General features: G+C 39.3%; 11 protein-coding genes and 1 tRNA gene. 6 read left to right on the plus strand and 6 right to left on the minus strand.

The features are described from left to right. Positions 1–153: 153 nt before the first annotated feature. A complete protein-coding gene (locus tag FFO06_RS04860; RefSeq protein ID WP_137907008.1) occupies positions 154–1,620 on the plus strand; it encodes a DUF4335 domain-containing protein in 1,467 nt (488 codons plus the stop codon). 315 nt (positions 1,621–1,935) lie between these two features. Here FFO06_RS04860 and FFO06_RS04865 read toward each other — a convergent pair whose 3' ends face one another. The 3 genes from FFO06_RS04865 to FFO06_RS04875 all read right to left on the minus strand — a co-directional run bounded on the left by FFO06_RS04865 (position 1,936) and on the right by FFO06_RS04875 (position 5,340). Next, positions 1,936–4,206 carry a transglycosylase domain-containing protein gene (locus FFO06_RS04865; protein ID WP_137907009.1) on the minus strand — a complete coding sequence of 757 codons (2,271 nt, stop codon included), beginning with the start codon at positions 4,204–4,206 and terminating at the stop codon, positions 1,936–1,938. Positions 4,207–4,214: 8 nt separating this feature from the next. Next, entirely contained in the window at positions 4,215–4,676 is a 462-nt protein-coding gene (gene lspA, locus FFO06_RS04870) for a signal peptidase II (protein WP_137907010.1), read from the minus strand. A 76-nt stretch (positions 4,677–4,752) separates the two neighbouring features. Continuing rightward, positions 4,753–5,340: a biotin transporter BioY gene (locus tag FFO06_RS04875; RefSeq protein ID WP_137907011.1), complete on the minus strand. Its 588-nt coding sequence runs from the start codon at positions 5,338–5,340 to the stop codon at positions 4,753–4,755. Positions 5,341–5,465: 125 nt separating this feature from the next. On the opposite strand from FFO06_RS04875, the gene pstS reads away from it, so the two are divergent. The 4 genes from pstS to pstB all read left to right on the plus strand — a co-directional run bounded on the left by pstS (position 5,466) and on the right by pstB (position 9,517). Beyond that, positions 5,466–6,605 carry a phosphate ABC transporter substrate-binding protein PstS gene (gene pstS / locus FFO06_RS04880; protein WP_137907012.1) on the plus strand — a complete coding sequence of 380 codons (1,140 nt, stop codon included), beginning with the start codon at positions 5,466–5,468 and terminating at the stop codon, positions 6,603–6,605. Positions 6,606–6,752: 147 nt separating this feature from the next. Then, complete coding sequence (gene pstC, locus FFO06_RS04885) at positions 6,753–7,703, plus strand: phosphate ABC transporter permease subunit PstC (RefSeq protein ID WP_137907013.1); 951 nt, start codon at positions 6,753–6,755, stop codon at positions 7,701–7,703. Positions 7,704–7,795: 92 nt separating this feature from the next. Next, positions 7,796–8,677, plus strand: a complete 882-nt coding sequence (gene pstA, locus FFO06_RS04890; RefSeq protein WP_137907014.1) for a phosphate ABC transporter permease PstA — start codon at positions 7,796–7,798, stop codon at positions 8,675–8,677. Between the two features lie 33 nt (positions 8,678–8,710). Continuing rightward, complete coding sequence (gene pstB / locus FFO06_RS04895) at positions 8,711–9,517, plus strand: phosphate ABC transporter ATP-binding protein PstB (protein WP_137907015.1); 807 nt, start codon at positions 8,711–8,713, stop codon at positions 9,515–9,517. Between the two features lie 95 nt (positions 9,518–9,612). Here the strand turns inward: pstB and FFO06_RS04900 are convergent. The 3 genes from FFO06_RS04900 to FFO06_RS04910 form a co-directional block, all read right to left on the minus strand. Beyond that, a tRNA-Lys gene (locus FFO06_RS04900) sits at positions 9,613–9,684 on the minus strand. 139 nt (positions 9,685–9,823) lie between these two features. Continuing rightward, positions 9,824–10,336: a L,D-transpeptidase gene (locus tag FFO06_RS04905; RefSeq protein WP_137907016.1), complete on the minus strand. Its 513-nt coding sequence runs from the start codon at positions 10,334–10,336 to the stop codon at positions 9,824–9,826. A gap of 87 nt (positions 10,337–10,423) precedes the next feature. Further along, positions 10,424–11,062 carry a bifunctional 4-hydroxy-2-oxoglutarate aldolase/2-dehydro-3-deoxy-phosphogluconate aldolase gene (locus FFO06_RS04910; protein ID WP_137907017.1) on the minus strand — a complete coding sequence of 213 codons (639 nt, stop codon included), beginning with the start codon at positions 11,060–11,062 and terminating at the stop codon, positions 10,424–10,426. A gap of 139 nt (positions 11,063–11,201) precedes the next feature. Here FFO06_RS04910 and FFO06_RS04915 point away from each other — a divergent pair, with 139 nt between their 5' ends. Beyond that, positions 11,202–12,380, plus strand: a complete 1,179-nt coding sequence (locus FFO06_RS04915; RefSeq protein WP_137907018.1) for an MFS transporter — start codon at positions 11,202–11,204, stop codon at positions 12,378–12,380. Positions 12,381–12,566: the final 186 nt, after the last annotated feature.

The raw sequence follows: 12,566 nt of genomic DNA on the forward strand, positions 1-12,566 counted from the left end.
TTGCTAACTTTCGCCAACTAACGCTATGATTCTCTCATGGCATACATACCACTCGGAAAATGTTTAATTTAACGACATTGAGTCATTAAATTAAACGCGCTATCCCTCCCCTGGTTGCTTCGCACCAACCAGGAGTATCTCGCAGAAAACAAGATGAATATCCAACGTAAATATAGTTTGCCTAATTGTACCCTGCTCCTAGAAGGGTTAAGCGACATAACACGGACGGCTAACTTTCAAGAACTGCGTCCAGAACTATCTATACTGGTAAATGCAGAATGCTATTTATCCAGTCACACTCAACCCATAGTTGGGGGCAGGGAATTTTTTGAAAGTTTAGTTACAGCCGTCAGTAATTACGTCCAAGAGGTTTTAGCCCAAGAAGTTTTAAGTAAAATACCAGGATACCATAGTCAAAAATTTGACAATCAAAATCAGGAATCAGAGTTAGTAGAATTACAAAAAATAGACGGTAACAGTCACAGATTAATTGTGCATTCGGAAATCACACAAGACAACCTTGGAGGGAACACTAACGAAGGAAAACCCATTGAAATTATCCTGAACACAGTCCAATTATTTGATTTAGTTGAAGCTGTAGATCAGTTTTTTGCTGATAGCCAAACTTTACCAGAATTATGCTTAGAATTGCACCCAGTTACCCACAGCTATGGTGGTTCAAGTCAAATTTTCCGCAAACAAGCAATTCCAGCGACAGTAGGCATATCCAGTCTAGCCTTGGCCGCATTAGCCTGTTTCTTGATTCCTATCCCTCAAGTCCGTCCACCGGAAGTCAAACCAGAGGAACAGTCCAGCGCTACAATACCCACAACTGCACCTCAAGCATCAACCTCTGCCCCCCTTAATCCCCCCTTGCCAAAGGGGGAGGCAGCAACCCCCATAGCCACAGAAACGACTGCTCCTATTGTAGCTAAAGATTTAGAAGCACTTTTAAAGACTGTACCAGAGATCACAGATTCATCCCAATTACGGGCATTAAATCGCCAAGTTTATAATCAAATTAATCCAGCTTGGACAAATCGCTCAGAATTACCAGAGGATTTAGTTTATCGTTTAGGTGTCGCTGCTGATGGTAGTATTATTGGTTACAAATCTGTTAATCGGGCGGCCAGTGATGCAATAGAAAAAACACCACTGCCTAAACTGCTGTATAATCCTGCCAATGCAAAAGCCAATGAATCCATTGCTCAATTCAAAGTCGTCTTTACTCAAACAGGTATTTTACAAATTAGTCCTTGGGGAGGATACGCTAAAACACCCGAAGTAGTTGGCGAGAAAATTACTGAAACCAGTCAAATCAAAGATCTAAATCAAAAGTTGTATAGTACAATTCGTCAAAATTGGAGTAATCGTCCCACCTTCACCAGTGAATTAAAATATCGAGTCGCTGTGAATAAAGAAGGTGTTATCGCTGACTATGAACCACTTAATCAAGTTGCTTTTGACCATTTTCGAGAAACACCTCTTCCCCAGCTATTTCAATCGGTTTATGGATCGAATGTAGCCGCACCGAACAACAAAGAACCTCTTGCTCATTTTAAAGTAGTATTTACACCTAAAGGTGAATTAGAAGTAACTCCTTTCTCAGGATACAGATAAGTAGTCGTGCAAAATAAATTTCATATTCAGGAGAGGTGACAGGTGAGAGGTGAGAGGTGACAGGTTAGAGGTGACAGGTTAGAGGTGAGAGGTGACAGGTGACAGGTGACAGGTGAGAGGTGAGAGGTGAGAGGTGACAGGTGACAGGTTAGAGGTGACAGGTTAGAAGTGACAGGTGCTACGCCACGGGGACAGACGAGAGATACAGAGATTTCTTTCTATCGTTTTCGCAAATGTGCAATTAATTTTGCCCAGGTACTTAATTGTCGGTTGGGTTGTCTGTGGGGAAACAATCATCCCCCTGTTACCTAAACTCTACTTAGTAATTTTACCCATATAATTACCCCAAAGTTGTGCGGCTTGGGCGCTGCTACCAGATGTCGGGGAATTATTATCGTTTCCTAGCCAAATACCGGTAACAAGTTGACGACTGGGAATAAAGCCAATAAACCAGAGATCAACATTATCATTTGTTGTCCCGGTTTTACCTGCTTCCCCTAAACCAATAGCCGCGCTACGTCCTGTCCCATTACTAATTACCCCCTGCATTAAAGTAGTCATTTGATTGGCAACTGCTGGTTTTAGCACTTGTTTATTACCATCTGGATTTTGATCAAAAGAGTAAATAACACGACAGGTTTCTCTATCTTTGAGATTCTGACAGTCACTACTGTCCAAAATTCTACTAATAGCATGAGGAGGATTCCAGACCCCACGATTACCAATTGCCCCAAAAGCACCGGTCATTTCTAAAACATTAACTACACTTTGACCTAAGACCAAACCGGGTACTTGTTCAAGATTAGACCTCACACCCAAACGCTGGGCCATGTCCACCACTTTATTCAAGCCAATTTCCTTCGCTACCCGTAAAGCTATAGGATTTTCTGAAAGTGCCAAACCAGTAGCTATGTCTAAACTACCACCAGCGCCAGCCCGGCAGGGTTTATAGGTAAAGCCTTGCCAACGTAAGGGATTACAGGAATAACTTGTATAAGGAGAAATACCTTTTTCTAGGGCCGCAGCGTAGGCAAAAATTTTAAAAGTAGAACCGGGTTGTCGTTGGGCTTGTACAGCGCGATTAAACTGGCTTTTTCTGTAATCAGTCCCCCCCACCATAGCCACAATACTGCCAGTTTTCGAGTTCAGAGTTACCAACCCCCCTTGAGAAAAACCCAAATTTGAGCCGGCTTGAGAAATGGACTTTTTTAACTCGATTTCAGCCTGAGCTTGAATACCCGGATCTAATTGGGTTTCAATGATATAGTTACCTTCTCTGGCCGCAGCCGGACCGAGTTTTGATATCAGTTCTTGAAAGACATAATCATAAAAATATGGTGCAATGGTTTTAGCTTGTGTTTCGCAGACTTTAGGACTGATTTGCACCGTCGAACGGCGGGCCCGGTTAGCTTCTGCTTGGGTAATTTTACCCATTTCCAGCATTCGTTTCACGACTCGATTTCGATAATCAGCAGCTCCGAGTTTGCGCGGACCTGTTCCACAAAAATCAAAGGCATTGGGAGCGGGCAAAATTCCTACTAAAGTCGCTGCTTCTGCTAGAGTTAATTCCTTGGCTGATTTACTGAAATAATATTTAGCAGCATCCTCAAAACCTGAGGTATCTGCACCTAAAAATACCCGGTTTAAGTAAGTTAGTAAAATATCATCTTTGCTGTAAAACGTTTCTAATTTGAGGGAGACAACAACTTCTTTTAATTTGCGTTCTAAGGAATCTTGACTACCGACATATTCACGGAATAAACTGCGAGCTACTTGTTGGGTAACTGTACTCGCTCCTTGTTGAAAATCACCGCTACGACTGTTAATGAATACGGCTCGCAACACACCCAAAGGATCTACACCAAAGTGCCAATAATAACGACTATCCTCGGAAGCGACCACAGCAGCAGCCAAATAGGGTCCAAAGTCGGATAACTTTTTTAAATCTACGTGAGCGATATTCCGAGGTTCACGGAGTGGGGTTGAGCCATCACGAGCATAGACAACCACGGGAGCCCGTGTGGCTGTAGGTAAGGGTCTAACGGAAAATTTTAGCCATTCCGCACCTATAGCTAAAGCTGTCAACGCAGTGACACCAACAACACCATAAGCTGTCCACGTAGCAGCTTGCTGATGCCAAGGGGGTGGATCAATGTATTCCAGACGTACAGAAGCGGCTAGTTCGGGGGGACCCAAGGTAATTACATCACCATGGCGCATTTCCAGGGCATTTATCCGTCTTTTGCCAAGATATATGCCATTGGTGGAGTTTTCATCCTTGATGGTGAAAATGGGAGAGTTTTGGGTAGAATCCCGCGACAGTGAGAGATGAATTTGGCTGACAACTTGGTTACGGACGACGATATCACAGGATTTAGAACTACGTCCCAGAAGATAGCGATCGCCTAATAACGGATATTCTAAGGTTTGATTGACTCCGGCATCATAGACCAATAGTTTCGGTACTTTGGCATTGGGTTTGAGTGCCAACTTGGAAAAATCAACTCTAGCTTGAATGGTATTTACTGCTTGAGTCAGTTGACCAAGTAGAGTTTTTGGCTTTTGAGGAGATTGGGGTGAACTCATAAACAATTTTAGTGGCTTGGTGTTTTTTGCCATGAGGCAATTAACAGGCAGACAATTCCTACACTAATAAAAGAATCAGCCATATTAAATACGGCAAAATTAATTAACCGAAAATCGAGGAAGTCAACGACGTACCCCAATCTAAATCTATCAATACCATTGCCTATTGCTCCTCCTAAAATCAAACCATAACCCACTTGATCCCAAAAACTTAACAATGGTCCGCACAATGCAATGGTGATCAATATTAAACTTACACCTAAAGATAGCCAGCGTAACCACTCTACTTTGCCACTTAACAAACTAAAAGCTGCTCCTGTATTGGTAACATAAGTGAAATGAAATATATTCCGCAGTAATGGCAGTGTTTGTCCTAATTTAAAGGTTTGCACTACCCAGTATTTTGTTAGTTGATCTAATGAGAATGCCATAGAAGCAGCAATCCAGAAGTAGCGGTTTTTTATACCCATGATAAATTTTTCGGTTGTCTGTTGTCCGTTGTCCGTTGTTTTTCTTGATTGATGACTAATGACCAATAACCACTGACTAATAAAACATTATATGTCGTAGCACATAGGCTACTATGGTGACAGCACAAACAACTACTAGTTGTCCTGGTAGTGCAAAGCAAGAGTATTTAAGAATAGCCTGCATCAGAGATAGATTTTCTGTTGCTTTCCAGGGCAAAATATAACTGATAGTTAAATAAGCAATACCGCATAAGTGAACAGTTAATAAGCCACAAATACAACTAAAAGCTAGAGTTTCCAGTCGGGGTCTAGCTTTAAAAGCTAAATAACCACAAATCCAAGCTCCAGGAATAAAACCCAATAAATACCCAAACTGAGATAGTTTAACATAACCGATACCGCCTCCTTCTGCAAATACAGGTAATAAGGTTAATCCCATGACTAAATAGGCAATTTGTGAGAGCGCCCCAGAATTTTGACCTCCTAAACAACCTACCAGCAGCACTGCACCAATTTGATAGCTGACACCTAATGAAAGGGTTTGAATTCCGTGCTGACTCCAGTTCCAAGGAGAGGTAAGACCATAAGCTTCTAGGAAAGTACCACCCATTGTCAGGAGCAAGCCTATCATAGACCATAGTAGTTGATTCGATGCAGCAAACATTTATTCGGTGATAGGGTTGATTGACATGAGGGGAATAAATAGATTTTTTCGTTTCTTAACCGCTGGTTTACCTTTTATTGGTATGTTGGTAACGTTTATCTCAAACTTAACAAAAATTAACACTAATGCTATTACGTTCTGATGCAATCAAAAATCATCGCTTTACAGCTTCAATATCCATATTAGCACTAGCGTTCAGTCTATCTGCTTGCGGCCAAAACTCGTCAGAAAATAATAAAACCTCTAGTTCTGATAAACTAGACTTAGGGGGTAATGTGGAGTTAACGGGTGCTGGTGCTTCTTTTCCTTCACCACTGTATCAAACTTGGTTTGCGGAATTAAATAAAAAATATCCCAATTTAAAAGTTAACTATCAGTCGGTTGGTAGTGGCGCTGGTGTTGAACAGTTTACTAAAGGAACAGTAGATTTTGGTGCCAGTGATGTGGCCATGAAGGATGAAGAAATTCAGGAGATACCCGCAGATAAAGGTGTAATATTATTACCTGTTACTGCCGGGAGTATTGTCCTCGCTTATAATTTACCAGATGTTCCTCAACTCAAACTACCACGAACAGTTTATACTGATATTTTACTAGGTAAAATCAAATTTTGGGATGATCCGGCGATCGCTAAAGCCAATCCTGGTGCTAAATTACCAAAAGAGGCAATTAAAGTCATTTATCGTGCTGACGGTAGCGGTACTACAGGTGTTTTTACCAAACATCTTAGCGCCATTAGTCCAGAATGGAAAACTCAAGTAGGTGACGGGAAAAGTGTAAAATGGCCTGTAGGCATTGGAGCAAAAGGAAATGAAGGTGTTACCGCTCAAATTCTCCAAACTCCTGCTTCCATTGGTTATATTGAATATAGCTACGCTAAACAAAGTAATCTCAAATTTGCATCTTTAGAAAATAAAGCCAAACAGTTTGTTTCCCCTTCTGAAGAGTCAGCATCAAAAACCTTAGCATCTGTGACTTTACCAGAGAATCTTCGCGTTTTTATTTCTGACCCAGAAGGTGCAGATTCTTACCCAATTGTTACTTACACTTGGATTCTGGCATATAAAAAATATACTGATGCTAACAAAGCTAAAGCCGTAGAAGCAACTATTGAGTATGCTTTAACAGATGGACAAAAGTTAGCGGCTGAGTTAGGGTATGTTCCTTTACCAGTAAATGTAATTGCCAAAGTGGCGGCAGCAGCTGATAAAATTAGTTCTGACTATAAAATTTCTGTTGGTGCTAATTCTCAACCTGGCAAGTAAGCAAAAATTTAATTTTAGCATACTTGATTTTCGGCATTATTCCTCATTTAAGTCTTACAATCCTGATTTTTTAACTAAACCGTGTTGGTTTTTAGGAGACTTAATTTTTTGGTATTATTCCTGATTTAACTCTTACAATCCGTATTCATGGCTACAAATTTTTTAGAAACTGCCTTGGCAGCAAAAAAGCGCTCTGAAATGGACAGAAATCTAGATCGGAGCTTTATTTGGTTAACTCGGATTTTTGCTCTGGCAATTGCTGCTACTTTATTATGGATTGCTTTACAAGTTGCCATTGCTGCTTGGCCTGCTATCCAAAAATTCGGGATTAATTTCCTAATGGGCAGTAGTTGGAATCCTGTTAATAATGAGTATGGGGTACTACCTGCTATTTACGGAACTCTGATGAGTTCTTTGATTGGACTAATTTTAGCAGTTCCTATTGGTGTGGGAACGGCGATTTTATTGAGTGAGGATTTTCTTCCTTCTCAAGTAAGATTGGTACTAGTATTTTTAGTAGAACTGCTGGCCGCTATTCCTAGTGTTGTTTATGGAGTCTGGGGAATTTTTGTTTTAATCCCAATTTTAACTAATTTGGGTAAATGGCTGCATCATTATCTCGGTTGGCTACCAATTTTTAGCTCCTCTCCCACAGGTCCTGGAATGCTACCCGCCGGGGTAATCTTAGCAATTATGACTTTACCAATCATTACTGCTATTTCTCGTGATGCTTTAATTTCTGTACCTTCTAGTTTACGTCAAGCGGCGCTAGGAATTGGTGCAACCCGTTGGGAAACCATTTTTCAAGTTATTATCCCTGCGGCTTTTTCTGGTATTGTCAGTGCGGTAATGTTGGCTCTGGGTAGAGCTATGGGTGAAACCATGGCTGTAACAATGTTAATCGGCAATGCCAATAATATCAATATCTCTTTTTTAGCACCATCTAATACCATTTCTTCTCTACTAGCAAATCAGTTTGCTGAAGCTAGTGGCTTACAAGTTTCTGCTTTAATGTATGCAGCTTTAGTTCTATTTATATTGACGCTAATAGTCAATATTCTAGCAGAGTTTATTGTAACGCGCGTACAAAGACTATAAATTTAATATTCAATATTCGGCTCTCCGACTTCTTAAAGAAGTTGGGTATATATCTGGAATCTGTCTTGTACAATACAGTAATAGGTTAGATTATGACTTCTTCTTTTCCGCAAAGAAGCCTGACTCGTTCCCCTTTGTCTTCTCGGACATTATTTAATACGGTGATGACTGTATTAGCTTTTATATGTGGAATATTGGCACTTATTCCTTTGTTAGCAGTGCTTTATTATGTGATAATTAGAGGATTTAGTAGCTTAAATTTAAGTGTTTTCACTCAACTACCACCAGCCCCTTTTGCCAAAAATGGCGGGTTTGGTAATGCTATTTTGGGAACACTTTTAATGGTAGGTATTGGGGCTATAATTAGTGTTCCTTTTGGTGTATTGGCGGCAATTTATTTAACTGAGTTTAGTTCCCCAAAATTTGCTAAGTGGATACGTTTTACTACTAATGTTCTCAGTGGTGTTCCCTCGATTATTGCTGGGGTGTTTGCCTATGGAATTGTTGTTTTAACCTTGGTTAAGCTGAATTTAGGCTCTTACTCAGCTTTGGGAGGTGGATTTGCCTTAGCAATTTTGATGCTACCTATTATCGTCAGAACTACTGATGAAGCTTTGCAGTTAGTACCTCAAGATCTACGCCAAGCGTCCGTAGGACTAGGTGCAACTAATTTCCAAACTGTGTCACAGGTGGTATTACCTACTGCTTTACCTGCTATTGTAACTGGTTGTACATTGTCTATAGCTCGCGCTGCTGGAGAAACAGCACCATTGATATTTACGGCTCTTTTCTCTTCTTTTTGGCCAGATAGCATTCTCAAACCTACAGCTTCTCTAGCAGTTCTAGTGTACAACTTTGCTACTTCTCCTTACCAAAGTTGGCAATCTTTAGCTTGGGCGGCTTCTTTAATACTAGTATTAATGGTGTTAATTACTAGTATTATTGCTCGTTGGGTGACTAGAAACAAGATCTAAACTCATCTCGAACCACTCCTTAATCAAGTATTTATGGTAACAAAAATTAGCACGATGAATAGAGCTAAAACGGTTTTAAGCACAGAAAACCTGAATATTTATTATGGCAACTTCTTGGCTGTACAAAATGTTTGGCTAGATATTCCTAAAAATCGGGTAACGGCTTTTATTGGACCTTCCGGTTGTGGTAAAAGTACATTATTGCGATGTTATAATCGTCTGAATGATTTAATTGAATCATTTCGAGCTGAAGGTAAGATTTATTTCTATGATCAAAACCTCTATGCACCAAATATTGACCCTGTAGAGGTACGGAGACGCATTGGTATGGTGTTTCAAAGACCAAATCCATTTCCAAAGTCAATTTACGAAAATATTGCCTTTGGTGCGAGAATTAATGGCTACAGGGGTGATATGAATGAGTTGGTGGAACGGAGTTTGCGACAAGCGGCTTTATGGGATGAAGTTAAGGACAAATTGCGACAAAATGGTTTATCTTTATCTGGTGGACAACAACAACGTTTATGTATTGCCAGAGCGATCGCAGTGCAACCAGAAGTTATACTTATGGATGAACCATGTTCTGCACTTGACCCTATTTCTACTGCACGGGTTGAAGAACTGATTCACGAACTCAAGGAACAATATACCATCGTTATTGTTACCCACAATATGCAGCAAGCAGCACGAGTTTCCGATAAGACAGCATTTTTTAACGTTAAAGCTTCTGAAAAAGGTGGTCGCACAGGTTATTTAGTGGAATATGAAGCTACAGAATTAATTTTCAATCATCCACAACAAGAAGATACGAAAGCCTACATTAGTGGTAGATTTGGTTAGTGCTAGATTTGGCGTTACTGAGTGAAAGTATAAATTATGTTTTCTTCTGTTGTTTTCTTCAATCTCCAATTCAGCAATGTTCTAGATTTGATTAGTGGGTGAGGAGGGAATCGAACCCGCAACCAATTGATTAAGAGTCAACTGCTCTACCGTTGAGCTACTCACCCGCTGATAAAACCATGATATCAGACTTTTGAGTTTCGCGCTAGTGTTGCAGCTAAAAAACTGGCAGCAACTGAAAACAGCGGAAATTGGATGATCAAAGCGGTTTGATCTATTTGGAATTTAAAATTCAGGATTTTTGATCTATTCTTGAATTACTACTGGTGTTCCTAGATTAGCCCAATTAAATAACCGTTTAGCCTGATTAAATGCCAGATTAACACAACCATGGCTTACCGGTGTACCAAACTTATTGTGCCAATATGCTCCATGAATAGCATAGCCATTTTGATAATACATAGTATAGGGAACATTGGCAATATCATATCCCCTACCACGCATCCGAGTTTTTTTAAACTTGCTTTGAATCTTAAATATACCAGTACGAGTAGGTGTAGATTGTTTTCCCGAAGAAATAGTTGCTTTATATACAGGTTTATCCCCTTCCCACGCAATCAGACGTTGTTGGGAAAGATTAATTTGAATCCAACGCTGATGAGATTTTTTCAGTTTTTGAACAATTGTAGGAACTTTCTGTGGTGGAGATTTTGCCCACATTTCGTCAGCAGTATAATCAAATATAGTAGTATAAGCTACTGTACCCACCAATAATATTTTTAATAGATGTATCCTGTGAAAATAAATCAAACCTTTCATAGTGAATACCCTGATAGACAATTGGCTAAAATTCGTTCAAGAACTTTGATTCTAATTCAGTCTATTTGTACTGATTTTACCACTAATTTAACTTCTGGATAACTTCTGGATGAGTGCTTTTGCTTGTTCGGTAATCTCATGCCAATTTTCCTCTAATATCCATTTTTTTGGGAATAATTCCCCACTTAAGCCTACAGCTATTGCCCCAACCTTTAAAAAATCTTCAGCATTTTCTAAGGTTACACCTCCGGTAGGAATTAAGGGAATATGTCCCAGGGGTCCTTGTAAACTTTTGATGTAATTACTTCCCCCCACTGCTTGGACGGGAAACACTTTCACACAAGTAGCGCCATAATTCCAAGCGGTAATAATTTCCGTCGGTGTCAATGCACCGGGAATTATCGGTATATTTGCCGCTACTGCGGTTTTAATCATCACGGGATCAGTATGGGGACTAAAGAGAAATTGACACCCACAAGCGATCGCCTCTTGTAATTGCTGGACGTTAAATAAAGTACCAGTACCAATCAGACAGCCCGGTAATTCAGTGCGGAGTTGGGAAATTAACTCAGGTGCGCGATCGCTATTCCAGGTAATTTCAATTAGTCTCATACCCCCAGATGCTACCGCTAAAGCCATTTTTTTACCCCAGTCCATTTTTGGGGCGCGAACTACAGCGATCGCTCGGTGTATCTTTAATTGTGATAACCAAATTTGATTAAGCATTTTCACTATATATATAGTAGTAAATAGAGATGTTCTTCTTTCTGTAATTTACACTTCATGAATTTCAGGAGCAGTAAGTAAAAAGTCTCATTAATGGTAAAATAACTAAAGTAGCATTAATAAATAAGTTTAATTGACAATGAATCGCATTTTTTGGATTACTGCTTTAATTGCCTTTATTAACTCCTTGAGTTTTACAATTTTAATCCCCATTATTTATCTTTATGGTAAACAATTTGGTTTAAATGATTTCCAAACTAGTTTATTGTTTTCTACCTACTCTATCGCTCAATTTTTTGCCACTCCTGTAATTGGTAAACTCTCTGATAGATTTGGACGTAAACCATTATTAATAATTAGTTTAGCAGGAACAGTAATTGCTAACACCATAGCCGGTACTGCCACAACAGCAATCTTACTATTTTTCGCCAGATTTTTAGATGGGATTACCGGGGGAAATGTTGCCGTTGCCCAAGCAGTGATTTCTGATGTCACCATGCAAAAAAATCGCGCTCAAGCCTTTGGAATTTATGGTGCAGCCATGGGCTTAGGCTTTATTATCGGTCCAGTTATGAGTTTATTAGCACAACAAATTTCTTTAGGAACAGCATTTTTAGTCTCTGGTGCAGTTGCTATGATAGCCATGTTAATGACCATATTCTTGTTACCAGAAACCTTAGAAAACAAATCTCCAAAGTTTAGTAATATTTTGGATTTAGGATTGGAAAATTTAATTAAAGGGTTTGCTATGCCAGGAGTGGGCATTTTACTATTAATTAACTTTTTGACTGGGATAACATTTACCATGTTTACCTATGCCTTTCAACCCTATTTTATTCAAGTTCTACATCAAAATAATCAATCTTTAACCCTCCTATTTCTAGTATTTGGCACTTTAGCAGTAATTATGCAAACTTGGGGAATATCGGTTCTCCGTCCTAAATTTAATGTGGTTAAGATATTATTTTTAGGTTTATTCGTTCGCAGTTTATCATTTCTCTTAATGCCCCTTTGGCCTAGTATCACCTATTTTGTCATAATTAGCATATTATTTGCTTTGTTTAATGCCCTCGTCCAACCTATGATTAGTACATTAATTTCTCTTAATGCTAAACCACAAGATCAGGGAACTGTTTTAGGATTAAACGCATCTTATTTAAGTATTTCTAATGGTATTGGTCCAGTGATAGCCGGTTTGATGGTTAAACAATCCCAACCAGTGACCTATGGCTATCCTTTATACATAGCAGGTATTTTGACCTTTGTGGTTTTAGCCTTAGCAATAGCTACACGCAAAAGATATACCACTGCTATTTAATGGGTGAAATATAACTGTTTAACTCAGATTAAAGCACGATTTAATGAAAACAAATGTTAAATAAACTTAAATAATTGTCAACCAAAATTTATTCATATCCTTGAAAACAATTGTCAAGTCAAGGTTTTTACTTATATTCTGGAAAATGTTACTGCTTACAGCATCTTGTCAAGAATACTACCTTTG

Origin of the sequence: Dolichospermum planctonicum, from assembly GCF_005402965.1 — a bacterium.
GTDB lineage: Bacteria > Cyanobacteriota > Cyanobacteriia > Cyanobacteriales > Nostocaceae > Dolichospermum > Dolichospermum planctonicum.